The organism is Vallicoccus soli (assembly GCF_003594885.1).
Classification (GTDB): domain Bacteria; phylum Actinomycetota; class Actinomycetes; order Motilibacterales; family Motilibacteraceae; genus Vallicoccus; species Vallicoccus soli.
The window spans coordinates 64,463-87,296 of the sequence record NZ_QZEZ01000002.1; the positions used below are offsets into that span (position 1 = coordinate 64,463).

Consider the following 22,834-nt stretch of genomic DNA (forward strand, 5'->3'; position numbering starts at 1 on the left):
CGCCCGGGCGGGTGGGGCACGATGGACGGGCCATGAGCACACCCGCCGCGCCGGTCCCGGCGCCCCCGTCCGAGCGCGAGGGCGTACGGCCCGTCGGCGTCGCCCTGTTCGTCACCGGCATCGCGCTCGTCGCGCTCAACCTGCGCACCCCGCTCGCCGTGGTGCCGCCGCTGACCTCAGCGCTCGAGGACGACCTGGGCCTCAGCGGCCCGGCCGTGGGGCTCCTCACCACCCTGCCCGTGCTCTGCATGGGCCTGTTCGCCCCGCCGGCGCAGCGGCTGGCGCACGCGCACGGCCGCGAGGCCACCGTCGCCCTCGCCCTGCTGTCGCTGCTCGCCGGCACCCTGCTGCGGGTGGCCGGCGACCTGCTCGCGCTGCTCTACGCCGGGACGCTGCTCGTCGGCGTCGGCATCGCGCTCATCGGCACGCTGCTGCCGGGGATCGTCAAGGACTACGCGCCGCGGCGGGCGGGGCTCCTCACGGCCGTCTACCTCTCGGCGATGATGGTGGGCGCCACCGCCGCGTCGGCGCTCGCCGTGCCGCTCGCCGACGCCGCCGGGTCGTGGCGCGAGGCCCTCCTGCTGCCCGTCGTGCTCGTCGTCGCCGGGCTCGTCGGCTGGGCGCCGGTGCTGCGCGGCGCCCGCCGACGGCTCGGCGGGGACCGCGCGGACGCCCCGCGCCGGCGCCTGCCCTGGTCCAGCCCGACCGCCCGCCTGCTCGCGGCGTACCTCGCCGCCCAGTCGCTGCTCTTCTACACCGAGCTCGCGTGGATCGCGCCGACGTTCGTCGAGGAGGGCAGCACGGACGAGGCGGCCGGCGTGCACCTCGCGGCGTTCATGGCCAGCCAGCTCGTCGCCAGCGTCGGCGTGCCGCTGCTCGCGGACCGGCTGCGGGACCGGCGCCCGCTGCTGCTGGGGGTCGTCGGCCTGTCGGTCGTCGGCCTCGCCGGGCTCGTCCTCGCCCCGGTCGGCGGCGGCTGGGCCTGGATGGTGCTGCTGGGGCTCGGAGGCGGCGGCGGGTTCGCGCTGGGGCTCGTGCACCTCGCGGACTGGGCGGACACCCCGGCGACGTCCGCGCGGCTCAGCGGCCTCGGCTTCCTCGTGTCCTACTGCGTCGGCGCCACCGGGCCCACGCTCTTCGGCGCCCTGCGCGACGCGACCGGCGGCGTCACCGCCCCCTGGGTCGCCCTGCTCGCCCTCACCGCCGCCTCGGTCCCGCTCCTGCTGCGCATGACCCCCGACCGGCTGGTCCGCGCCACCGACTGACCCGCGCGGCCGTGAGGCGTGCCCCGCCCCGGCCGCGACCATGCAGCCCCCCGGCCGCGACCATGCAGCCCCCCGGCCGCGATCATGCAGCCCCCGGCCGCGACCATGCAGCCCCCCGGCCGCGATCATGCAGCCCCCCGGCCGCGATCATGCCTCCCCGATCACGCGCCTCCCGGCGGGCGGAGCAGGTCCGCCGGGACGTCCACGTCCTGCCACGGCCCGAGGTCGCCGCACTCGACGGCGACGACCCGGTCCGGGTGGGCGCGCAGCCACCCGCGGGCCCCGGTCTCGCCGCGCGCCAGGGCCGCGACCGCCCCCCACGTCCGGCGCGCGAGCAGGACGGGGGTGCGGGGCGCGCCGGCGTACGTCGCCACGGCCGCGTCCGGCGCCGCCGCGGCGAGCAGGCGCCGCACGTGCTCCGGCCCGACCCCGGGCGTGTCGACGAGCGTCACCACGACGCGGCCGACGGCGGGGTCGGCGGCGACGGCGGCCAGGCCCGCGCGCAGCGACGAGCCCTGCCCGTCGTCGGCGCCCGGGTGGCGCAGGGGCACCGCGGCGCAGCCGGGCGGCAGCGCCGCGCCGGGGCGCAGCACGACGAGCACCGGGCCGTCGCACCCGCCGCCGCGCAGGGCGTCCACGGCCAGGGCCGCGTACGGGCGCCCGTCGCGCTCGAGCAGGTGCTTGGGCCGGCCGAGCCGGCGCGCCGCGCCGGCGGCGAGCACCAGCCCCGCCGTCCTCACGGCCGGTCGTGGTGGACCGGGCCGGACAGGTCGCTGAGCCGGCGGCCCGTACCGCCCCAGCGCAGCGCGGTGATCTCGGCGGCGACGGACACGGCGGTCTCCTCCGGGGTCCGCGCGCCGAGGTCCAGCCCGATGGGCGAGGACAGCCGCGCCAGCTCCGCCTCGCCCAGCCCCCGCTCGCGCAGCCGGGCCAGCCGGTCCTCGTGGGTGCGGCGCGAGCCCATCGCCCCCACGTACGCGGCCGGGGTCCGCAGCGCGACCTCGAGGAGCGGCACGTCGAACTTCGGGTCGTGGGTGAGGACGCAGACGACGGTCCGCTCGTCGACCTCGGTGCGGGCGAGGTAGCGGTGCGGCCACTCGACGACCACCTCGTCGGCGCCGGGCAGCCGCCGCGCGGTCGCGAACACCGGCCGCGCGTCGCAGACCGTCACCCGGTAGCCGAGGAACGCGCCGATCCGGGCCACGGCGGCGGCGAAGTCGATGGCGCCGAACACCAGCATGCGCGGCGGCGGGGCGAAGGACTGCACGAGCACGGTCGTGCCCTCCCCGCGCCGCTCGCCGTCCGGGCCCAGGTGCAGGGTGCCGGTCGCACCGCGGGCGAGCAGCCCGCGGGCGTCGTCGACGACCGCGGCGTCCAGCCGCTCCCCGCCGAGGGAGCCCCGGCTCGAGCCCGGGCGGACGACGAGCTGCGGCCCCGGCCCGTGCACGCCCTCGACGAGCGTGGCCACGGCCAGCGGCTCCCCCGCGGCGACGGCCGCCGCGACCTCCTCGGCGAGCGCGCCGTCGGACGGGGCCACGAGCACCTCGAGCTCGCCCCCGCACGTCAGCCCGACCGCGAGCGCGTCGTCGTCGCTCACCCCGTACCGCTGCACCACCGGGCGGCCCGAGGCGACGACCTCGCGGGCCACCTCGTAGAGGGCGCCCTCGACGCACCCGCCGCTCACGCTGCCGACGACCTCGCCGTCGGCGGACACGGCCATCGCGGCGCCGGCGGCGCGGGGCGCCGACCGCCAGGTCCGCACCACCGTCGCGACGGCCCCGGCGCGGCCCTCGCGGTGCCAGCGCACGAGGTCGTCGAGCACCTCACGCACGGCGCGCCGTCCCGTGCTGCGGGGCGGCGAGCACCGCGCAGAGCCGCTCGAGGGCCTCGAGCGTCCAGCCGCTCACCACGGCGTCGACGCGGGGCAGGACGGTGCGCATGCCGGCCGTCAGCGGCGCGTAGCCGGGCTTCCCCTCGTGCGGGTCGACCCAGACCACGCGGTGCGCGAGCCGGCCCAGCCGCTCGAGCTGCTCGCCGAGCAGCGCGCAGTCGCCGCGCTCCCACGCGTCGGACAGCACGACGGCGACGGCGCCGCGGGCGGCCCCGGCCCGGCCCCAGCGCTCGAGCAGCGCGGCGAGCTGCTCCCCCAGCCGGGTGCCGCCGGACCAGTCGGGCACCGCCGCCGCGACGGCGCGCAGGGCCTCGTCGGGGTCGGGGTGAGCGACCTCCCGGGTCACCCGGGTGAGCCGGGTGCCGATGGTGAACACCTCGGTGCCGGGCCGGGCGCGGGCCGCGGCGTGCGCCAGGCGCAGGTACGCGTCGGCGTACGGCTGCATCGAGCCGCTCACGTCGACGACGACGAGCAGCGGGCGCGGGCGGCGCACCCGGCGGCGGTGCCGCAGCGCGACGACCTCCCCGCCGTGGCGCAGGGCGTCGCGGACCGTGCGGCGCCGGTCCACCTCGCCGTGCGGCGCCGGCCGCCGGCGCCGCGACGGCCGCAGGGCGCCGACGGGGCGCAGCAGCGCGACGAGGCGCCGTACGGCCTCGCGCTCGTCCTCGCCGAGGGCGTCGAGCGCGCCGAGGTCGCGCCCGCGCAGCACCTCCCGCACGTCGGCCAGGGTGCGCCGGGCGCCGTCGCCCTCGGTCCCCGCGCCGTCCGCGGCCGCCACCGGCCGGTCCACGACGACCGGCGGTCCCGCGGCGGCACCGGCCGGGTCGGCGCCGAGGAAGCGGGCGAAGGCGCGGTCGTACCGGGGCAGGTCGTCCGGCCCGCCGCACAGCGCGACCCGACCGGCCCAGTACACGTCCTCGCGCCCGGCGGGGCCGAGCGCGTCTGCGCAGCGCAGCAGCGCCTCGACGCGGTCCGTGCTCGCGGCGACCCCCTCGCGCCGGGCGCAGGCGGCGAGGCGCGCCAGCCCCTCCACGGCGCTCACCCGGCCCTCCGCGCGGCCGCGACCAGGTCCTCGACCGACGGGGCGCCCGCGCGCAGCACCCGCTCGCGGTCCTCCCGGTGCTTGAGGACCGCGCCCAGCGAGCCCTCGACCACCTCGGCGTCCAGCTCACCGGCTCCCAGCGCGTGCACGGCGCCCGCCCAGTCGAGCGACTCGGCGAGGCCGGGGGGCTTGACGAGGGCGGCCGCGCGCAGCGCCCCGGCCGCCGCGGCGACCTGCCGGGCGAGCCGCTCGGTCACCTCGGGCAGGCGCAGGCGCAGCACGGCGACCTCGCGCTCGGGGTCGGGGTGCTCGACCCAGTGGTAGAGGCAGCGCCGGCGCAGCGCGTCGTGCAGGTCGCGGGTGCGGTTGCTCGTCAGGACGACGACCGGGGGCTCCTCGGCCCGCAGGGTGCCGAGCTCGGGGACCGTGACGGCCGCGTCGGCGAGGACCTCCAGCAGGTACGCCTCGAACGCGTCGTCGGCCCGGTCCACCTCGTCGACGAGCAGGACGCTCGGGCGCCCGGGCCGGCTCGCCTCCAGGGCCTGCAGCAGCGGGCGCGCCACGAGGAAGCGGCGCTCGTGGACCGAGCGCTCGAGGTCCTCGGCCGCGCGGGCGGCCCCGCCCGCGGCCTCGACCGCCCGCAGGTGCAGCAGCTGGCGCGGGAAGTCCCAGTCGTAGAGGACCTGCGCCGCGTCGAGCCCCTCGTAGCACTGCAGCCGGAACGACGGCGCCCCGAGGACGCCGGCCAGCGCCGTGGCCAGGCTCGTCTTGCCCGTGCCCGGCTCGCCCTCGAGGAGCAGCGGGCGCCCGGTCCGCAGCGCGAGGTACGCCGCCGTGGCCGTCCCGCGGTCGGCGAGGTAGCCGTGGCGCGCGAGGGCGCCCGCGAGCGCCGCGGGGTCGCGCGGCGGGCCGGGCGGGCCGGGCGGGCCGGCGGGCGGGCTGTCCACAGGGGCACGCTACGGCCCCGAGGGGCCGGCGGGGACCTGCACCGCGCGCGGCGCCCGCCCGCGCGCCGCGCGGCCTGTGGACGGCGGTGGTCGAGGGCGCGGCGGCGCGTACGGTCCGCCCCCGGCGCCGGGACGTCCGGCGCGGGACGGAGGAGCCCGTGGACCTGCCGGCGGTCGACCCCGGCCACCTCGACGACCTCGCGGCCGACCTGCTCCGCCTGCGCGAGCAGGTGCTGGAGCTCGCCGGGTCGGTGCGGGCGGCACCGCCGGGCGCGGACTGGACCGGGCCGGGGGCGGACGCCGCCCGGGCCGCGGCCCGCCGCGACGCGGAGGACCTGGTGCGCGCGGCGGACGACGCGGGCGCCGCCGCGCTGCTGCTGCGCGCGCACGCCGAGGAGGTCCGCGGTGCCGCCGCCCGGGGCGCGGCGGCCGCCGCGGCGGCGCGGGTCGCCCTCGACCCGGTGCGGGGGCTCGGGGGCGCGCCGTGACGCTGCCCGTCGAGGTGGGCGGCGGCGCGCGCGGGTCCGCCGCGACGTACGCCGCCCTGCTGCGTTGCGCGGACGTGCTCGCCGGCGCCGGCTCGGGCGCCCTCGGGCTGGCGGCCCGGCTCGGCCGGTGCGCGGCCGACCCGGCGCTGCTCGCCTCGGCGGCGCTGGTGCCCGGCGGGGCCGTGCGGGCCCAGGCGGCGGTGGCGGCGTGCGCCCGGTCGGTGCTCACGGCGGGGCTGCGGATGCAGGCGCACGCCGCCGCCGTCGTCGCCGCCGTGGCCGCCTACCGCGCCGCCGACCGTCGGGCCGTCGGCCCGGGCGAGCTCGGGCCGGCCGACCGGCACCCGCTGCGCCTCGCGCTGCCCGCCCCGGCGCCACCGGCACGGCGCCCGCGGGCGGTCGACGGGGTCGGGCGCACGGCGCTGCACGCGGCGCTCGACGGGGCCCTGGACGCCGTGGACCTGCTGTGGCCCGGCGGCGTCGCCGGTGCGGCGGCGCTGGTGGCGGGCCTGTACGACCCCGGGGCCGGCACCGCCGGCGCGCCCGTGCGCTCGCCCGGTGCGGCACCGCGGGGGCTGGGCGACCTCGTCGCGGCCCTCGCCGCCCGCGAGGCCGCGGCGCGCGGCGACCGCCAGGGCGAGGTGGAGCTGCTGCGGGTGCGCACGCGCGGCGGCGGGGCGGTCCCGCGCGGGCCGGTGCGCACCGCGTGGGTGGTGCTGCTGCCCGGGACGCGCGACTGGCAGGTCGACCCGCGCGAGCGCGCGTACCTGTCGGACCTGCGCACGAACCTCGACCTCGTGCAGGGGACGACCACCGCGACCGCCCGCCTCGACGGGCTCGACGCCGCGCTCGCGCGGGCCGGGGTCCGCCCGGGCGAGCCGCTGCTGCTCGTCGGGCACAGCCAGGGCGGGCTGCTGGCGGCCGCCGCGGCCCGGCGCTGGGCGGGCGACCCGGCGCGGCGGGTGACCCACCTGCTCACCACGGGTGCGCCGACCGGCCGGGCGGACCTGCCCGCCGGGGCGCGCTCGCTCGCCCTCGAGGCCCGCCACGACCTCGTGCCGCGCCTCGACGGCGCCCGCCCGCCCGACGCGCGCGGGCGCACGACGGTGCTCGTCGGCGGGTCTGACCCGGGCGGCGTCGCCGCGGCGCACGCGCTGGGCGGGTCCTACCTCGCGGCGGCGCGGGGCCTCGACGGCCTCGACGGCCCGGGCGGGCGCGGCGCGGGCTCGGTGCGCGCCTGGGTCGCCGGAGCGCACGCCTTCCTCGCCGGGCCCGGCGAGCACGTCCGCGTGGAGCGGGTGGTCGTCGACGTGCGCAACGGCGCGCCGCGCGGGGGCCGGCGGTGAGGGCGGCGCTAGCGGTCGTGCTCCGTGCGGCTGCGGTCCTGCACGAGGCGCGCCAGGGTGCGCGCCTGCGTCCGGGCGTGCTCGCCGTCGCTGCCCTGCACCCCCATCGCCGCCAGCGTGGTGCCGTCGGACAGGTCCAGCTGCAGCCAGGGGGCGGCCTGCCCGAGGCGCACGCCGAGCACCTCGGCCCACTCCACGTCGCGGCTGCGCAGCACGTTGACCACGCGCAGCCCGCTCTCGCGGCACAGCACGCGCACCGCCGCGATGCGGTGCATCACCCACGCGATCGCCAGGCCGGTGGCGACGACGCCCGCGCGGTCGGCGGGGCCGAAGGCGCCGCGGCCCTCACCGGGCAGCAGGAGCGCACCGCCGACGAAGGCGACGAGGACGAGGGCGACGAGGGGGTAGAGCACCCGCCGGGCGGTGCGCGGGCGGAGCACCAGCGGCAGCGCCGGGAGGGCGTCGGCGGAGCGGGGCGCGGAGGGGTCGGGCACCGCTCAGAGCCGGCAGGCGGAGATGTCGGTGACGAGGATCCCGCGGGCCCCGCGCTCCCACAGCTCGTCCATGACGCGGTTGGTGTCGCGCCGCGGCACCATCGCGCGCACCGCGACCCAGCCGCGGTCGTGCAGCGGCGACACGGTGGGCGACTCCAGGCCCGGGGTCAGCTGCACGGCCTGGTCGACGAGCTCGGCGCGGATGTCGTAGTCCATGAGGACGTACTGCCGGGCGATCATCACGCCCTGCAGCCGGCGGCGCAGCTGCTCGACGGCCGGCGAGGGCTCCGCGCCGGTGCGGCGCACGAGCACCGCCTCGGAGTGCAGGATCGGCTCCCCGACGACCTCGAGCCCGGCCTGGCGCAGCGTCGTGCCGGTGGACACGACGTCCGCGATGACGTCGGCGACGCCGAGCTGCACCGCGGTCTCCACCGCACCGTCGAGGCGCACCACCTCGGCGCTGACCCCGCGGTCGGCCAGGTGCTTGGCGACGAGGCCGGGGTACGACGTGGCGACGCGCCGCCCGGCGAAGTCCTCGACCTGCGCGGCCGTGCCGGGGCGGGCGGCGTAGCGGAACGTCGAGCCGCCGAAGCCCAGGGCGAGCAGCTCCTCGGCGGGCGCGCCGCTGTCGAGCAGGAGGTCGCGCCCGGTGATGCCGACGTCGAGCTGCCCCGCACCGACGTAGACGGCGATGTCGCGCGGGCGCAGGAAGAAGAACTCGGTGCCGTTGTCGGGGTCCTGCAGCACGAGCTCGCGGTGGTCCGAGCGCTGGCGGTAGCCGCACTCGCGGAGCATGCCGCTGGCCGCCTCGGACAGCGAGCCCTTGTTCGGCACGGCGACGCGGAGCATGGGCGGGGGTCCCCTCGGCTGGTGGTGGCGGTGCGGGCGGGAGCGCTGCGGCGCGCTCAGAGGTGGGCGTACACGTCGTCGAGGCCGAGCCCCGACGCGATCATGAGCACCTGGAGGTGGTAGAGCAGCTGCGAGATCTCCTCGGCGGCGCGCTCGGGGCCCTCGTGCTCCGCGGCCATCCACACCTCGGCCGCCTCCTCGACGACCTTCTTGCCGATGGCGTGGACCCCGGCGTCGAGCGCCGCGACGGTGCCGCTGCCCGCGGGGCGGGACACCGCCTTGTCGCTGAGCTCGGCGAACAGCTGCTCGAACGTCTTCACAGGGGGCCAGCCTACGCGGGGCCCGGTCGCCGGCGCGGCGGGCCGCTCAGCGGGCGGGGGCGAGGCCGCGCAGCGCGAGCGCGGTCGCGAGCGCCGCGGTCACCGCCTCGTGGCCCTTGTCCTCGCGCGAGCCCGGCAGCCCGGCCCGGTCGAGCGCCTGCTCGTCCGTGTCGCAGGTCAGCACGCCGAAGCCCACGGGCACGCCCGTGCGCAGGGACACCTCGGTGCACCCGCTCGTCGCCGCCTGGCACACGTAGTCGAAGTGCGGCGTGCCGCCGCGCACGACGACGCCGAGGGCGACGACGGCGTCGTACCCGAGCTGGGCGAGGCGCAGCGCCGCCACGGGCAGCTCGAAGCTGCCCGGCACCCGGACGACCGTCGCGCCGCGCACCCCGGCCTCGTCGAGGGCGCGGTGCGCCCCCGCGAGCAGGCCGTCCATGACGCGCTCGTGCCACTGCGCGGCCACGACCGCGACCCGCAGGTCCTGCGCGCCCTCCAGCCGCAGCACCGGTGCTCCTGCTCCGCTCACGTCGGGGACCCTCCCAGGTCGTCGAGGGCCGCGTCGTCCGGCAGGAGGGTGTCCGGCAGGTCGATGTCGTGGCCCATGCGGTCGCGCTTGGTGCGCAGGTACGCCAGGTTGTCGCGGGTGGCGAGCGTCGGCAGCGGCACCCGCTCGGTGACGGTCAGGCCGTGCCCGGTCAGCCCGGCCCGCTTGTCGGGGTTGTTGGTGAGCAGGCGCATCCGCCGCACGCCGAGGTCGGCGAGCACGGCCGCGCCGATGCCGTAGTCCCGCGCGTCGGCCGGCAGCCCCAGCTCGAGGTTGGCGTCGACGGTGTCCGCGCCGCGGTCCTGCAGCTGGTACGCCTGCAGCTTGTGCAGCAGGCCGATCCCCCGGCCCTCGTGGCCGCGCAGGTAGAGCACCACCCCGCGGCCCTCGCGGGCCACGGCCGCCATCGAGGCCGCGAGCTGGGTGCCGCAGTCGCAGCGGGTGGAGCCGAAGACGTCGCCGGTGAGGCACTCCGAGTGCACGCGCACCAGCGCGTCCGGCCCGCCCGGCGGCGTGCCGTCCGGCGTCGGGTCGCCCATGACGAGCGCGACCTGCTCGGACCCGTCGAGGGTCGCGCGGTAGCCGACCGCCCGGAACTCCCCGTGCACCGTCGGCAGCCGTGTCTCGGCCCGCCGCTCCACGAGCGACTCGGTGCGCCGGCGGTGCGCCACGAGGTCGGCCACCGACACCAGCGCGAGGCCGTGCTCGTCCGCGAAGCGGCGCAGCTCGGGCAGCCGGGCCATCTCGCCGTCCTCGCCGACGACCTCGGCGATGACGCCCACCGGGGCGAGCCCGGCGAGCCGGGCGAGGTCCACCGCGGCCTCGGTGTGGCCGGCGCGGCGCAGCACCCCGCCCTCGACCGCGCGCAGCGGGAAGAGGTGCCCCGGCCGGGACAGGTCGCCCGCCGTGGTCGCGGGGTCGGCGAGCAGCCGCGCGGTGCGCGCGCGGTCGCGCGCCGAGATGCCGGTGGTGACGCCCTCGCGGGCGTCGACCGACACGGCGTACGCCGTCTGCTTGCGGTCCTCGTTGACCTCGGTCATGGGCGGCAGCGCGAGCCGGTCGAGGTCCTGGCCCGTCATGGGGACGCACACCACGCCGCTGGTGTGCCGGACGAGGAACGCCATCGCCTCGGGGGTGACGGCGGAGGCCGCCATGACGAGGTCGCCCTCGTCCTCGCGGTCCGCGTCGTCGACGACGACGACCATCCGCCCGGCGGCGACGTCGGCCACGGCGCGCTCGACGGGGTCCAGGCGCACCAGGGCGGCGCCCACGGTGCCCACGGCGGTCACGGCGCACCCGCCGGCAGCGGCGCGGCGGCGGTGGCCGCGGCGTCCAGGTCGCGCCGCACGCGCACCCACGCCCGCAGCCCGACGAGGCAGAAGGCGCCGTACACGCCGTAGAGCAGCGCGGACGGGTAGAAGCCGGCCGCGACGAGCAGCGGGACCCCGACCAGGTCGACCGCGACCCAGACGAGCCAGAACTCGATGAGCCCGCGGGCCATCCCGTACGTCGCGAGCAGGGACCCCACGAGGATCCAGGCGTCGGCGAGCGGCCCCCAGCTGCCGAGGGCGCGCAGGACGACGTACGCCAGGGCGACCCCGGCCGCGGCGACGGCGCCGAGCGCGAGCCGCTCGCGGGCGCTCGCCCAGCGGGGCAGGACCGCCGCACCGCCGTCGACCTCGCCGCGGTGCCAGCGCCAGAAGCCGTACGCGCTCACCGCGAAGAAGAACACCTGCCGGCCGGCCTGGCCGTAGAGGTCGACCTGCTGCGGGGTGGCGAACACCGCGCCGAGGAAGACGGTGAGCAGCAGGAGGTTGCCGGCCATGCCGACCGGCCACGCCCACACCCTGCGGCGCATGCCGAGCACGGCGCTGGCCAGGCCGAAGCCGTTCCCGACGACCTCGCGCCAGAGGATGGTGGAGCCGAGCACGTGCAGCTCGGCCTCGAAGAGCCAGCGCAGCACGTCAGGCCCCCGCCCCGAGCAGCTTCTCGACGTACTTCGCGAGCACGTCCACCTCCAGGTTGACCGGCTCGCCCGGCGCGAGCGCGCCGAGCGTCGTGCGCTCGAGGGTCGTGGGGATGAGGCTCACCTCGAACCAGTCCGCGCCGACCGCCGAGACGGTGAGCGAGACGCCGTCGACGGTGATGGAGCCCTTCTCCACGACGTAGCGGCCCAGCGCCGCCGGCAGGGAGAACCGCAGGACGTCCCAGTGCTGCGCCGGCGAGCGGTGCAGCAGCGCCGCGGTGCCGTCGACGTGCCCCTGCACGACGTGCCCGCCGAAGCGCCCCGAGGCGGCGAGGGCCCGCTCCAGGTTCACGGCGCTGCCCGCGGCCAGCGCGCCGAGGCGCGTGCGGTCCAGGCTCTCCTTCATGACGTCGACGGCGAACGCGCCGCCGTCGAGCGCGGTGACGGTGAGGCAGACGCCCGAGACGGCGATCGAGTCGCCGTGCCCCGCGTCGCTCGTCACGAGCGGGCCGCGCACCACGAGGCGCGCGCTGCCGTCGTCGAGCGCCTCGACACGCTCGACCTCGCCGATCTCCTCGACGATCCCGGTGAACATCCCCTGCGTCCCTCCGCCGTGCCGGGTGCGGTCACCGGGGCGCGCGAGGGAGGCGTGCGGGTCGGCGGCAGGGCCGCTCGCGCACCCCGGACGGGGCGCACGGCCGGACCGGCCGCCGCCGCGTGCTGCCTCCCGTCCGGACTCTCACCGTCGGTCCCGGAGTCCCACCGGGTCAACCGGCCGATGGCTTCGGCCGGGTCGCGGACTGTCACCGCCGGTTCGGAATTGCACCGACCCCGGAGCACGCGTTGCTGTCGCGGGCAACAGCATGGCACGTCGGCGTGTTCCCGGCGCCCCGCCGCGGCGCTGGACCTCGGCGCGGCGCGCGGGGGAGGATCGCCGGGTGGACCAGCGCCCCGACCCCGCCCCGCCCGCCGCCGAGGACCCCGTGCACCCGGAGCCGCAGCAGGGCGTCGTCCTGCCGCCGCGCAGCCTCCCGGTGCGCCCGGCCGGGCGCTGGGCGGAGCTCGTGCGCCGCCCGGGCGTCGCCGCCGCCGCGGGCGCCACGGCGACCGTCGGCCTCGGCCTCGCCGTCTCGGTCGCGCGCCAGGCCCTCGGAGCCGGGCGCCGCGGGCCCGCGGCCGTCGAGATCACCGGGCGGGTGGTGCACCACGTCGTCCACCACCACGTGGTGCACGTCGTCGACGTGACCCGCGCCGCCCGGGTGCTCCCGCCCGGTCGCTGACCCCCGGTCCTGCGACGTCGGGGGCGGGGTCAGGACCCCGCGCCGCCCCACCACGACGCGTCCGCGGCCGCCTGCCCCTGGGCCTTGAGCGCCCGCACCGCCTCCGCGGGGTCGTCGGCGCCGTAGACCGCGGAGCCGGCCACGAGCACGTCCGCGCCGGCGTCCACGCAGCGCTCGATCGTCGCGGACGAGACCCCGCCGTCGACCTGGATCCGCACGTCGAGGTCGGTGACCAGCTCGCGCGCCCGGCGGACCTTCGGCAGCACGAGGTCGAGGAAGCCCTGCCCGCCGAAGCCCGGCTCGACGCTCATGAGCAGCAGCATGTCGACCTCCCCGAGCACGTCGCGCACGCTGTCGACCGCGGTGGCGGGGCGCAGGGCGAGCCCGGCGCGCGCGCCGGCGGCGCGCAGGTCGCGGGCCAGGCGCACCGGGGCCCTGGCGGCCTCGACGTGGAAGGTGACGCTCGCGGCGCCGGCCTCGGCGTAGCCGGGGGCCCAGCGGTCCGGGTCCTCGATCATGAGGTGGCAGTCCAGCGGCAGCGCGCTCGCCTGCGCGAGGCGCTCGACGACGGGCAGCCCGAGGGTCAGGTTCGGCACGAAGTGCCCGTCCATGACGTCCACGTGCACCCAGTCCGCGGCGGGGGCGATGCGCCCCACCTCGTCGGCCAGGTGGGCGAAGTCGGCGTTGAGGATGCTGGGTGCGATCTGGACGGCCACGGGCGCAGCCTACGAGGGCGGCGCGGCGCCCCCGCGGCGCAGCAGCGCCAGGTGCATGGCGTCGGTGCCGTGCCGGTGGGGCCACAGCTGCACCGCCGGCCCCGGCCCGAGGTCCGGGACGCCCGGGAGCAGGGGGCGGGCGTCGAGCTGCTCGACGTCCGGGTGGTGCCGCAGCGCCGCCGCGACGACGGCCCGGGTCTCGGCCAGGTGCGGGGAGCAGGTGACGTACGCGACCACGCCGCCGGGGCGGACCGCGGCCAGCGCCCCGGCGAGCAGCTCGTCCTGCAGGGCGACGAGCGGGCCGAGGTCCTCGGCGCGCCGGCGCCAGCGGGCCTCCGGGCGCCGGCGCAGCGCGCCGAGCCCGGTGCACGGCGCGTCGACGAGCACGCGGTCGAAGGCGCCGGGGCGCCACGGCGGGCGGCGCCCGTCGGCCACGACGACCTGCGCGCCGGCGACCCCGCCGGTGACGGCGTGCACCAGCCGGGCGCGGTGCGGCTGCACCTCGCCGGCGAGCAGCCGGGCTCCGCGCTGCGCGGCGAGCGCCGCGAGCAGGGCGGCCTTGCCGCCGGGGCCGGCGCACACGTCGAGCCACTGCTCGTCGCGGCCCTCGAGCGGTGCCGCGGCGAGCGCGAGGGCCACGAGCTGCGAGCCCTCGTCCTGCACCCCGGCGCGCCCCTCGCGCACCGCGTCGAGCTCCCCGGGGTCGCCCGAGGGCAGCACGGCGGCGACCGGCGACCAGCGGGCCGGCTCGGCGCCCGCCGCGAGCAGCTCGTCGACCTCGGCGCGCCCCGGCCGGGCGACGAGGGTCACCGCGGCGGGCGCGTTGTCGGCGGCGAGCAGCGCGTCGAGCTCGGCGTCGTCGCCGGCCAGGGCCTCGCGCAGGGCGGCGACGACCCAGCGGGGGTGCGAGCGGGCCACGCTCAGGTGGCCGACGGCGTCCCGCTCGGCCGGGGGCGCGACCTCGCGCACCCACGCGTCGAGGTCCTGGCGGCCGACCCGGCGCAGCACCGCGTTGACGAACGAGCCCCGCCCCTCGCCGAGCACGACCCGCGCGAGGTCGACCGTCGCGGACACCGCCGCGTGCGGCGGAACCCGCATCGCCAGCAGCTGGTGCGCGCCGAGGCGCAGCACGTCGAGCACCGGCGGGTCGACCGCGTCGAGCGGCCGGTCGACGCAGGCCCCCAGCACGGCGTCGTACGTGCCCAGCCCGCGCAGCGTCCCGTAGCCGAGCTCGGTCGCGAACGCGGCGTCGCGCCCGCCGAGCCCGCGCTCGCGCAGCAGGGCGGGCAGGGTGAGGTTCGCGTACGCGTCGCGCTCGCGCACCGCGCGCAGCAGCTCCAGCGCGACCTGCCGCGGCGCGTCCGGCTCCGGCGCCCGCCGGGGCCGGGCCCCGCCGGGGCGTCCCCCGGGGCGCCGCGCCGCGCCGCCCCGCTCGGGCCGTCGCGGCCCCGGCCGCCCTCCCCTGCCCCTGCGCTCGTCCACGGCTCAGCCCAGCCGCTCGCCGGGGTGGGGGCGCGCGCCGTTGGCCCAGGCGGTGGCGGCCATGGCGCCGCGGCCTTGCGGGCGGACCTCGCCGAGGCGCACCGGGTGCGAGCCGGTGCCGACCAGCACCCCGTCCCGCCCGGCGCGGAGCTCGCCGGGGGCGAGGGCGTCCCCGCCGGGCGCGGGCTCGAGGGGGCCGAGCTTGAGCCGCTCCCCGCGCCACGTCGTCCAGGCGCCGGGAGCCGGCGTGCAGGCGCGCACGAGCCGGTCGACCCGCTGCGCGGGCGCCGCCCAGTCGACCCGCGCGTCCTGCACGGTGAGCTTCGGGGCGTGCGAGACCCCCTCGCCGGGCTGGGGCACCGGGACGAGGGCGCCGTCCTCGAGGCCGTCGAGCGTCGCCACGAGCAGGCGGGCGCCGCTGACGGCCAGCCGGCCGAGCAGGTCGCCGCTCGTGTCGCGCGGGCGCACCTGCTCGGTGACGACCCCGTACACCGGCCCGGTGTCGAGCCCCTCCTCCAGCCGGAACGTCGAGGCGCCGGTGACGTCGTCGCCGGCGAGCAGCGCCCGCTGCACCGGCGCGGCGCCGCGCCAGGCCGGCAGCAGCGAGAAGTGCAGGTTGACCCAGCCGTGCCGCGGCACGTCGAGCGCGGCGCGGGGGACGAGGGCGCCGTACGCGACGACGGGGCAGCAGTCCGGCGCCAGGGCGGCGAGCCGCTCGAGGAACGCCGGCTCGGACGGGCGGGCGGGGGTGAGCACCTCGAGGCCGGCCGCGCGGGCCCGCTCGGCGACCGGCGACGCGGCCTGGCGGCGCCCCCGCCCGCGCGGGGCGTCCGGGCGGGTGACGACGGCCGCGACCTCGTGCCGGCTTGCCAGCAGGGCGTCCAGCGAGGCGACCGCCACCTCGGGGGTGCCGGCGAGGACCAGGCGCACCTAGCGGGCCCGGCCGAACGTCGCGTGCGGCGACACCTTGACCGTCGGCGCGGGCGCCCCGCCCCACTCGGCCTCGCGGATGGCGCGCATCGCCGCCTTGCGCTGCTCGCGGTCGAGCCGGTCGATGAACAGGACGCCGTCGAGGTGGTCCGTCTCGTGCTGCACGCAGCGGGCGAGCAGGTCGGTCCCCTCGAGCTCGACGGGCTCGCCGTGCACGTCGAACCCCTTGGCCACGACCCGCCAGGCGCGCTTCGTCGGGTACGCGAGGCCGGGGAAGCTGAGGCAGCCCTCCTCGCCCTCCTGCTCCTCCTCGCCGAGGTCGAGCGTCGGGTTCACGACGTGCCCGAGGACACCGTCCACGTGGTAGGTGAACACGCGCAGCGACACCCCGAGCTGCGGCGCGGCGAGCCCCACGCCCGGCGCGTCGAGCATCGTGTCGGTGAGGTCCTGCACGAGCCGGCGCAGCTCGCGGTCGAAGTCGACGACCTGCTCGGCCGGGGTGCGCAGCACCGGGTCCCCGAAGAGGCGGATGGGCTGGATGGCCACGCAGGTCCCCCAGTGGGTCGGCCGGTGGGTCGGCGTACGGGTCGGTCGGCGGTCCGGCCGCGGGCGTCGCCGGCGGCGCGGACGGTCGTCGAGCCTACCCGGGGCGCGCCGCCGGGGCGGTCCGGAGCCCCGCGCCCCTCAGCCCTCGTCGCGGTCCGGGCGGCGGTACGGCGCGTGGGGGTCGTCCGCGGCCGGGGCGCCGTACGGGCCCTCGGGCGCCGGCGGCGCGTACGGCGACGGCCCGCCCTGCGCCGGGCCGGGCGCCGGGCCGGGCGCCGGGGCGGGCGCGGGGCCGGGCGCGGGGCCGGGCGCCGGGGCGCCGTACGGGGACCCCCCGGCGTGCGGCGGCGGCCCCCAGGGCGCCGCGGGCGCGGCGGGGACGTACGGCGCGCCCGGCGCGTACGGGCCCCCCGGCGCGCCACCGGTCTGGGCGAGCAGGGCCCGCGCCATGACCGAGGTGTTCTCGCCGATGCGGAACAGCAGCGCGACGAGCTCGAGGTAGACCCGGGCGACGACCAGGTAGAGCAGCGTGACGGGCGGCACGACGACGACCGCCAGCAGCACCGCCCCGGGCTCGCCGGTGAGGAGCAGGCTCGCCAGGAAGAACAGGCCGCCGAGCAGGATCAGCCCGACGAGCACCGCGTAGATCACCCGCAGGAACCTCAGGGTGATGAACGAGGTGAAGGAGAAGTCGAACAGGGCGGCGAAGAAGCCCTTGGACTCCAGCCGGTTCTGGCTCACGTGCGTCCCTCCGTCTCGGGTGCGGCCACCGTAGGGCGGCGCCGGGCCGGGCGGTCCGCGCCGCGCCGCGGCTCAGCCCAGCTCGCGCGGGTCGACCTGCACCCGCACGTGCACGTCGGCCTTGCGCGCGCTGCGCCCGGCCTGCGCGGCCCGCAGCGCGGCCGTCAGCGCGCGCCCGGCCGGGGGCGGGACGCGCACGACGAGCCGCACCTCGGGGTCCGCGCCGGGCGGCGCCCCCGGCGCCGCCTCGACCGGCGCCGGCCCGAGCACCTGCGCGCCCGGGGGCAGCTCGACGGCGCCGGCGAGGTCGGCGACCTCCTCCGGCGGGCCGGTGAGCACCGCGACGCGGGCCGCGGGCGGCAGGTGCGCCCCCCGCCGCTCGTCGAGCTCGCGGGCGGCGGCGCCCTGCGGGTCCCAGCGCACGAGGGCCTGCACGGCGGGCTGGTCGGGCGGGGCGAGCAGGACCACCTCGCCGCCGGCGTCGCGGGTGCGCACGAGCGCCGCCGCGCCGAGCCAGCGGCGCAGGGCCTCCTCCCCCGCCCGCAGGTCGGGCCGGGCCAGCAGCAGGTGCCCGTCGAGCAGCAGCGCCGCGGCGTACCCGCCCTCGGCGACCGGCTCGGCGCCGGGGGTCGCGACCACGAGCGCCGGCTCGGGCCCGACGGTGGCGAGCACGCCGCCGCGCCCGCTGGTGCGCACGGTCGTGCCGGGGAAGGCGCGGCCCAGCTCCTCGGCGGTGCGCTCGCTGCCGACGCGCACCGCGCGCAGCCGGGTGCTCCCGCAGACGGGGCAGGCGGTGCGGGCGTCGCGCCGCCCGCACCAGCCGCAGGCGGGCGGGCGGTCCCGCCCGGTGACGACGACGGGCCCGTCGCAGGCGGCGCAGCGCTGCGGCGTCCGGCAGTCCTGGCAGGCCAGGGCGGGCAGGTAGCCGGCGCGCGGCACCTGCACGAGCACCGGGCCGCGGGCGAGGGCCTCGCGGGCGGTGCGCCACGCCAGCGACGGCAGGCGGGCGGAGTCGGCGGCCGGGTCGCGGTCGTGCTCGCGCGCGTCGCCCGGCAGCCGGACGAGCGGGGCGGCGGCGCGGCGCACCGGCGCCGGCGCGACGAGGGACCCGGCCCAGCCGCTCTCGACGAGCAGCTGCGCCTCGGCGGTGCGCGCGTGCCCGCCCACGAGCAGGGCGGAGCCCTCGAGGTGGGCGCGCAGGGCGAGGACCTCGCGCACGTGCGGGTACGGCGCCCGCGGCTCCGCGTGCAGGTCGTCGCCGTCGTCCCACAACGCGAGCAGGCCGGGGTCGGCGACCGGGGCCCAGGTGGCGGCGCGCGGACCGACGACGACCCGCGCCTCCCCGCGCAGCACGCGCAGCCAGCGGCGGTAGCGGCGCCCCGGCGTGAGGCCCGCGCTCAGGGCCACGTGCGCGCCCGGCGGGAGGACCGCGGCGAGCGCGGCGTCCACCCGGTCCACGTCGCGCTGGTCGGGGACGACGAGCAGCGCGCCGCGCCCGGCCTCCCACGACGCGCGGGCGGCCTGGGCCAGCGCCCGCGGCCAGTCCTGCCCGGGCGCGGCCTGCCACGCGGCGCGGGCCGGGGCGCCCCGCCGCAGCGCCGCCAGGTAGGACGCCGCGTCGGGCAGGGCGGCCCAGGCGTCCTCCCCGGGCCCGGGATCGGGCCCCGGCGCGGGCGGGGCGACCTGCGCCTGCTCCACGCGGGCGTGCCGCGGGGGGACGGCCAGGCGCAGGACGTCCGCGACGGTGCCGGCCCAGCGGTCGGCCACCTCGCGGGCGAGCCGCGCCACCGCGGGCGTGAGCACCGGCTCGGGGCTCACCACGCGGGAGAGCCGGGCCAGGCGCCCGTCGTACGCGCTCGCGCCGCAGCGCTCGAGGACGAAGCCGTCGACCTCGCGCCCGGCGAAGCGCGCGCGCACGCGCGCGCCGGGCACGGCGTCGGCCGCCTGGCCGGCGCCGACCTCGTAGTCGAACGGGCGGTCCAGGTGCGCGAGCGGCACGTCGAGCAGGACCCGAGCGACGGGCAGCTCGGCCGCCGCGGGCTCGCGCGGGCGCGTCGGCCGCACGGCCGCGCGCGCCGCCCGCGCCGCCCGCGCCGACCGGGCCTCCCCCGCGCTCGTCACCCCACCGTCCTACCGGGCGGCCCCGACAGGACCGCCCGGCCGCGCCGCGGCGGCCTCGGGGCAGCGCTCAGGCGCCGGCCGCGGCGCGCAGCGCGTCGGCGCGGTCGGTGCGCTCCCACGTGAAGTCCGGCAGGTCCCGCCCGAAGTGCCCGTACGCCGCCGTCTGCTGGTAGATCGGCCGCAGCAGGTCGAGGTCGCGGATGATCGCGGCCGGGCGCAGGTCGAAGACCTCGGTCACCGCGCCCTGGATGCGCTCGACCGGCACCTGCTCCGTGCCGAACGTCTCGACGAACAGCCCGACCGGGTGGGCCTTGCCGATCGCGTACGCGACCTGCACCTCGCAGCGCGCGGCGAGCCCGGCGGCGACGACGTTCTTGGCGACCCAGCGCATCGCGTACGCCGCGGAGCGGTCGACCTTGGACGGGTCCTTGCCGGAGAAGGCGCCGCCGCCGTGGCGGGCCATGCCGCCGTACGTGTCGACGATGATCTTGCGGCCGGTGAGCCCGGCGTCGCCCATGGGCCCGCCGATCTCGAACCGGCCGGTGGGGTTGACGAGCACCCGGTAGTCGGACGTGTCGAGGTCGACGTCCGCGAGCACCGGCTCGATGACGTGCTCGACGACGTCGGGCTGGAGCATCCCCGCGAGGTCGATGTCGGCGGCGTGCTGGCTGGAGACCACGACGGTGTCGAGGCGCACGGCGCGGTCGCCGTCGTACTCGATGGTGACCTGGGTCTTGCCGTCCGGGCGGAGGTACGGCAGCGTCGCGTCCTTGCGCACGGCGGTGAGCCGCTCGGCGAGGCGGTGCGCGACCCACACCGGCAGCGGCATGAGCGAGGCGGTCTCGGCGCTGGCGTAGCCGAACATGAGGCCCTGGTCGCCCGCGCCCTGGCGGTCGAGGTCGTCCTCCTCCGCCGTGCCCGTGCGGGCCTCGTACGCCTCGTCGACGCCCTGCGCGATGTCGGGCGACTGCGCGCCGATCGACACCGAGACGCCGCAGCTGTGCCCGTCGAAGCCCTTGGACGACGAGTCGTAGCCGATGCCGAGGATCGTGTCGCGGACGATCCGGGGGATGTCGGCGTACGCGGACGTGGTCACCTCGCCGGCGATGTGCACCTGGCCGGTCGTGATGAGGGTCTCCACGGCGACGCGGCTGGCCGGGTCGTCCTTGAGCAGAGCGTCGAGGACCCCGTCGCTGATCTGGTCCGCGATCTTGTCCGGGTGCCCCTCGGTCACCGACTCGGAGGTGAACAGGCGGCGGGTCATGGCGCTCCAGGGTCGTCGGGGGCAGGTGGCGGGGCGGCGCCGCCGCAGCGGCGGTGCCCTCCCGCGGTCCGGTGCGCGAGCATAGCCGCGCCGGGGCGGCTCAGGCCCGGGCGGGCAGGCGGGCGGCGACGAGGTCCCAGACCACGTCGGCGAGGTCCTCCTTGGGCCCGAGCGGCACGGGCACCTCGCTGCCGTCGGCGCCGAGGACGACGGCGGCGTTGTCGGGGCGCTCGAAGCCGGCGGCGTCGCCGACCTCGTTGACGACGAGCAGGTCGCAGCCCTTGCGCGCGAGCTTGGCCCGCCCGTGCGCGAGCACGTCGCCCTCGGCGTCCCCGGTCTCCGCGGCGAACCCGACGACGACCTGCCCGGGGCGGGCGCGGTGCGCGGACAGCTCGGCGAGCACGTCGGGGTTCTGCACGAGGGCCAGCGGGGCGGGGTCGGCCCCCGTCTTCTTGATCTTGGTGGCGACGACGTCGGCGGGCCGGAAGTCGGCGACGGCCGCGGCCATGACGACCGCGTCGGCCGCCGCGGCCTCCTCGAGCACCGCGGCGCGCAGGTCGCGGGCCGACACGACGCGGCGCACCCGCACGCCGGCGGGGTCGGGCAGTGCGCTGTTGGCGCTGACGAGCACCACCCGCGCGCCGCGGGCGGCGGCGGTGGCCGCGAGCGCGTACCCCTGCCGGCCCGAGGAGCGGTTGCCGAGGAAGCGCACGGGGTCGAGGTGCTCGCGGGTGCCGCCGGCGGAGACGACGACCCGGCGCCCGGCGAGGTCGGCGGCGAGCCCGCCGGGGCCGCGGCGCAGCAGGCGCCAGGCGGCCGCGGCGACCGCCTCCGGCTCGGGCAGCCGCCCGGGACCGGAGTCGGCGCCGGTGAGGCGCCCCACGGCGGGGTCGAGCACGACCGTGCCCCGCCGGCGCAGCACGGCGACGTTATCGACGGTCGCGGGGTGCTGCCACATCTCGGTGTGCATCGCGGGGGCCATGAGCACCGGGCAGGTCGCGGTCAGCAGGGTGGAGGTGAGCAGGTCGTCGGCCCGCCCGTGCGCGGCCTTCGCGAGCAGGTCGGCGGTGGCGGGCGCGACGACGACGAGGTCGGCCTCGCGGCCGATCCGCACGTGCGGCACCTCGTGGACGTCGTCCCAGACCTCGGTGGCGACGGGCTGCCCCGACAGGGCGGCCCAGGTGGCCTCGCCCACGAACGACAGCGCCGCCCGGGTCGGGACGACCCGGACGGCGCACCCGCCCTCGGACAGCCGCCGCAGCAGCTCGCACGCCTTGTACGCGGCGATGCCGCCGCCGACGCCGAGGACGACCCTCGGCGCGCGCCCGCCCGCTGCGGCCACCGGCGTCGGGGTCAGGGCTGGTCGGTCTTCTCGGCGGTGAGGAGCCCGCCGTCGATCTCGCGCAGGGCGATGGACAGCGGCTTCTCGTGCACGTGCGTGTCGACCAGTGGGCCGACGTACTCCAGCAGGCCCTCGCCGAGCTGCGAGTAGTACGCGTTGATCTGTCGCGCGCGCTTCGCGGCGTAGATCACCAGGCTGTACTTCGAGTCGGTCTTCTCGAGCAGGTCGTCGATGGGCGGGTTGGTGATGCCCTCGGGGGTGGCGGCGGTGCCGGACACGGGTGCCTTCCGATCGGGGACGGCCCGCCCGCGCTCAGGCCTCGGGGGCCGGCGACCGGGCAGGGATCTCGAGCAAGGCTACCAGCCGGTCGCAGACCTCCTGGACGCTCGTGTTGACGAGCGTGAGGTCGAACTCGGGCTCGGCCGCCAGCTCGGTGCGCGCCGCGGCGAGGCGCCGCTCCACCACGTCCGGCGCCTCCGTGCCGCGCCCGACGAGCCGGCGCACCAGCTCGTCCCACGAAGGCGGCGCGAGGAAGACGAGCCGCGCCTCGGGCATCCGCTCGCGCACCTGCCGCGCACCCTGCAGGTCGATCTCGAGCAGGACCGGCACGCCGGCGGCGAGCCGCTCCACGACCGGCCGGCGCGGCGTGCCGTAGCGCTTCCCCGCGAACTCGGCGTGCTCGAGCAGCTCGCCGTCGGCCACGAGCCGGTCGAACCCGGCGTCGTCGACGAAGGAGTAGTGCACGCCGTCGACCTCCCCGGGGCGCGGGAACCGGGTCGTGGCCGAGACCGAGACCCACACGGCCGGGTGGTGCCGGCGCAGCTCGCGCACCACCGTGCTCTTGCCCACCCCGGAGGGGCCGGACAGGACGAGCAGGCGCCGGGCGGCGGGCTGCTCAGGGGTGCCGGAGGGGATCAGGCACCCCCGCCGAACTCCCGCTGCAGGGCCGCGAGCTGGTTCGCCCCGAGGCCGCGCACGCGGCGGCTCTCGGAGATGCCGAGGTCCTCCATGAGCTTGGCCGCGCGCACCTTGCCGACGCCGGGCAGCGACTCCAGGACCGCCGAGACCTTCATCTTCCCGATGACCTCGTTGGTCTGGCCCTCCTGCAGGACCTCGCTCAGCGACGCGCCGGAGTGCTTGAGCCGGTTCTTGACCTCGGCCCGCTCGCGCCGCGCGGCCGCGGCCTTCTCCAGCGCCGCCGCGCGCTGCTCGGGGGTCAGGGGCGGCAGTGCCACGCGGTCACCTCGGTCGTGTCGG

26 protein-coding genes and 1 riboswitch are annotated in these 22,834 nt (G+C 79.2%); of the genes, 4 read left to right on the top strand and 22 right to left on the bottom strand.

From position 1 onward, the window contains the following. Window positions 1-32 precede the first annotated feature (32 nt). Window positions 33-1,265, top strand: a complete 1,233-nt coding sequence (locus D5H78_RS05485; protein WP_119949442.1) for an MFS transporter — start codon at window positions 33-35, stop codon at window positions 1,263-1,265. A 161-nt stretch (window positions 1,266-1,426) separates the two neighbouring features. Here the strand turns inward: D5H78_RS05485 and D5H78_RS05490 are convergent, their stop codons facing one another. From D5H78_RS05490 to D5H78_RS05505, 4 genes are read right to left on the bottom strand one after another with little or no spacing between them, the layout of a single operon-like run. Beyond that, on the bottom strand, window positions 1,427-2,005 hold the full coding sequence (locus tag D5H78_RS05490; protein WP_119949443.1) for a nucleotidyltransferase family protein: 579 nt from the start codon (window positions 2,003-2,005) through the stop codon (window positions 1,427-1,429). Next, window positions 2,002-3,096: an XdhC family protein gene (locus D5H78_RS05495; protein ID WP_119949444.1), complete on the bottom strand. Its 1,095-nt coding sequence runs from the start codon at window positions 3,094-3,096 to the stop codon at window positions 2,002-2,004. The genes D5H78_RS05490 and D5H78_RS05495 overlap by 4 nt, the downstream gene beginning before the upstream one ends. After that, window positions 3,089-4,198 carry a vWA domain-containing protein gene (locus D5H78_RS05500; RefSeq protein WP_119949445.1) on the bottom strand — a complete coding sequence of 370 codons (1,110 nt, stop codon included), beginning with the start codon at window positions 4,196-4,198 and terminating at the stop codon, window positions 3,089-3,091. Before D5H78_RS05500 ends, D5H78_RS05495 begins: the two co-directional genes overlap by 8 nt. Further along, entirely contained in the window at window positions 4,195-5,145 is a 951-nt protein-coding gene (locus D5H78_RS05505; RefSeq protein WP_119949446.1) for an AAA family ATPase, read from the bottom strand. Before D5H78_RS05505 ends, D5H78_RS05500 begins: the two co-directional genes overlap by 4 nt. Before the next feature lie 158 nt (window positions 5,146-5,303). Between D5H78_RS05505 and D5H78_RS05510 the strand changes: the two genes are divergently transcribed. Further along, the gene (locus D5H78_RS05510; protein WP_133412006.1) at window positions 5,304-5,633 is read left to right on the top strand and encodes a hypothetical protein; all 330 of its coding nucleotides are present in this window, start codon (window positions 5,304-5,306) and stop codon (window positions 5,631-5,633) included. Further along, entirely contained in the window at window positions 5,630-6,979 is a 1,350-nt protein-coding gene (locus D5H78_RS05515; RefSeq protein WP_119949448.1) for a hypothetical protein, read from the top strand. Before D5H78_RS05510 ends, D5H78_RS05515 begins: the two co-directional genes overlap by 4 nt. Window positions 6,980-6,987: 8 nt before the next feature. On the opposite strand, the gene D5H78_RS05520 is transcribed toward D5H78_RS05515, so the two are convergent. From D5H78_RS05520 to D5H78_RS05550, 7 genes are all read right to left on the bottom strand, one after another. Next, entirely contained in the window at window positions 6,988-7,473 is a 486-nt protein-coding gene (locus tag D5H78_RS05520) for a PH domain-containing protein (protein WP_119949449.1), read from the bottom strand. A gap of 3 nt (window positions 7,474-7,476) precedes the next feature. Continuing rightward, complete coding sequence (gene hisG / locus D5H78_RS05525) at window positions 7,477-8,322, bottom strand: ATP phosphoribosyltransferase (protein WP_119949450.1); 846 nt, start codon at window positions 8,320-8,322, stop codon at window positions 7,477-7,479. Window positions 8,323-8,378: 56 nt separating this feature from the next. Beyond that, complete coding sequence (locus D5H78_RS05530; protein WP_119949451.1) at window positions 8,379-8,642, bottom strand: phosphoribosyl-ATP diphosphatase; 264 nt, start codon at window positions 8,640-8,642, stop codon at window positions 8,379-8,381. Between the two features lie 46 nt (window positions 8,643-8,688). Beyond that, on the bottom strand, window positions 8,689-9,171 hold the full coding sequence (ribH, locus tag D5H78_RS05535; RefSeq protein ID WP_119949452.1) for a 6,7-dimethyl-8-ribityllumazine synthase: 483 nt from the start codon (window positions 9,169-9,171) through the stop codon (window positions 8,689-8,691). Further along, window positions 9,168-10,394: a bifunctional 3,4-dihydroxy-2-butanone-4-phosphate synthase/GTP cyclohydrolase II gene (locus D5H78_RS05540; RefSeq protein ID WP_425472926.1), complete on the bottom strand. Its 1,227-nt coding sequence runs from the start codon at window positions 10,392-10,394 to the stop codon at window positions 9,168-9,170. The genes ribH and D5H78_RS05540 overlap by 4 nt, the downstream gene beginning before the upstream one ends. Window positions 10,395-10,474: 80 nt before the next feature. Then, a complete protein-coding gene (gene pnuC / locus D5H78_RS05545; protein WP_218566280.1) occupies window positions 10,475-11,152 on the bottom strand; it encodes a nicotinamide riboside transporter PnuC in 678 nt (225 codons plus the stop codon). 1 nt (window position 11,153) lies between these two features. Continuing rightward, window positions 11,154-11,750: a riboflavin synthase gene (locus D5H78_RS05550; protein WP_119949453.1), complete on the bottom strand. Its 597-nt coding sequence runs from the start codon at window positions 11,748-11,750 to the stop codon at window positions 11,154-11,156. 118 nt (window positions 11,751-11,868) lie between these two features. After that, a riboswitch (FMN riboswitch) is annotated at window positions 11,869-11,999 on the bottom strand. Window positions 12,000-12,093: 94 nt separating this feature from the next. Between D5H78_RS05550 and D5H78_RS05555 the strand changes: the two genes are divergently transcribed. Further along, window positions 12,094-12,435 (top strand): hypothetical protein, encoded by a 342-nt coding sequence (locus D5H78_RS05555; RefSeq protein WP_119949454.1) that lies wholly within the window; start codon window positions 12,094-12,096, stop codon window positions 12,433-12,435. Between the two features lie 29 nt (window positions 12,436-12,464). Here the strand turns inward: D5H78_RS05555 and rpe are convergent, their stop codons facing one another. The 11 genes from rpe to mihF all read right to left on the bottom strand — a co-directional run bounded on the left by rpe (window position 12,465) and on the right by mihF (window position 22,812). Continuing rightward, complete coding sequence (rpe, locus tag D5H78_RS05560; RefSeq protein WP_119949455.1) at window positions 12,465-13,151, bottom strand: ribulose-phosphate 3-epimerase; 687 nt, start codon at window positions 13,149-13,151, stop codon at window positions 12,465-12,467. Window positions 13,152-13,160: 9 nt separating this feature from the next. Further along, the gene (locus D5H78_RS05565) at window positions 13,161-14,633 is read right to left on the bottom strand and encodes an RsmB/NOP family class I SAM-dependent RNA methyltransferase (RefSeq protein ID WP_119949456.1); all 1,473 of its coding nucleotides are present in this window, start codon (window positions 14,631-14,633) and stop codon (window positions 13,161-13,163) included. Window positions 14,634-14,636: 3 nt separating this feature from the next. Beyond that, window positions 14,637-15,563: a methionyl-tRNA formyltransferase gene (locus D5H78_RS05570; protein ID WP_119949457.1), complete on the bottom strand. Its 927-nt coding sequence runs from the start codon at window positions 15,561-15,563 to the stop codon at window positions 14,637-14,639. Continuing rightward, a complete protein-coding gene (def, locus tag D5H78_RS05575; RefSeq protein WP_119949458.1) occupies window positions 15,564-16,109 on the bottom strand; it encodes a peptide deformylase in 546 nt (181 codons plus the stop codon). A 138-nt stretch (window positions 16,110-16,247) separates the two neighbouring features. Further along, window positions 16,248-16,850: a DUF4282 domain-containing protein gene (locus D5H78_RS05580; RefSeq protein WP_119949459.1), complete on the bottom strand. Its 603-nt coding sequence runs from the start codon at window positions 16,848-16,850 to the stop codon at window positions 16,248-16,250. Window positions 16,851-16,922: 72 nt separating this feature from the next. Further along, window positions 16,923-18,971, bottom strand: coding sequence for a primosomal protein N' (locus tag D5H78_RS05585; RefSeq protein WP_165865619.1), 2,049 nt, complete (start codon window positions 18,969-18,971; stop codon window positions 16,923-16,925). A 67-nt stretch (window positions 18,972-19,038) separates the two neighbouring features. Further along, window positions 19,039-20,235 (bottom strand): methionine adenosyltransferase, encoded by a 1,197-nt coding sequence (gene metK, locus D5H78_RS05590; RefSeq protein ID WP_119949460.1) that lies wholly within the window; start codon window positions 20,233-20,235, stop codon window positions 19,039-19,041. A gap of 100 nt (window positions 20,236-20,335) precedes the next feature. After that, window positions 20,336-21,577, bottom strand: coding sequence for a bifunctional phosphopantothenoylcysteine decarboxylase/phosphopantothenate--cysteine ligase CoaBC (gene coaBC, locus D5H78_RS05595; protein ID WP_119949461.1), 1,242 nt, complete (start codon window positions 21,575-21,577; stop codon window positions 20,336-20,338). An 11-nt stretch (window positions 21,578-21,588) separates the two neighbouring features. Then, window positions 21,589-21,855, bottom strand: a complete 267-nt coding sequence (rpoZ, locus tag D5H78_RS05600) for a DNA-directed RNA polymerase subunit omega (protein WP_119949462.1) — start codon at window positions 21,853-21,855, stop codon at window positions 21,589-21,591. 34 nt (window positions 21,856-21,889) lie between these two features. Further along, the gene (gene gmk / locus D5H78_RS05605) at window positions 21,890-22,495 is read right to left on the bottom strand and encodes a guanylate kinase (protein WP_119949463.1); all 606 of its coding nucleotides are present in this window, start codon (window positions 22,493-22,495) and stop codon (window positions 21,890-21,892) included. Then, the gene (mihF, locus tag D5H78_RS05610; RefSeq protein WP_119949464.1) at window positions 22,492-22,812 is read right to left on the bottom strand and encodes an integration host factor, actinobacterial type; all 321 of its coding nucleotides are present in this window, start codon (window positions 22,810-22,812) and stop codon (window positions 22,492-22,494) included. Before mihF ends, gmk begins: the two co-directional genes overlap by 4 nt. Window positions 22,813-22,834 lie beyond the last annotated feature (22 nt).

What these genes read in the sequence shown, in the direction of transcription:
- D5H78_RS05485 (WP_119949442.1), top strand. Translation starts at nt 33, where the DNA reads ATGAGCACACCCGCCGCGCCGGTCCCGGCGCCCCCGTCCGAGCGCGAG.
- hisG (WP_119949450.1), bottom strand. Translation starts at nt 8,322, where the DNA reads ATGCTCCGCGTCGCCGTGCCGAACAAGGGCTCGCTGTCCGAGGCGGCC.
- D5H78_RS05540 (WP_425472926.1), bottom strand. Translation starts at nt 10,394, where the DNA reads ATGGTCGTCGTCGTCGACGACGCGGACCGCGAGGACGAGGGCGACCTC.
- D5H78_RS05550 (WP_119949453.1), bottom strand. Translation starts at nt 11,750, where the DNA reads ATGTTCACCGGGATCGTCGAGGAGATCGGCGAGGTCGAGCGTGTCGAG.
- metK (WP_119949460.1), bottom strand. Translation starts at nt 20,235, where the DNA reads ATGACCCGCCGCCTGTTCACCTCCGAGTCGGTGACCGAGGGGCACCCG.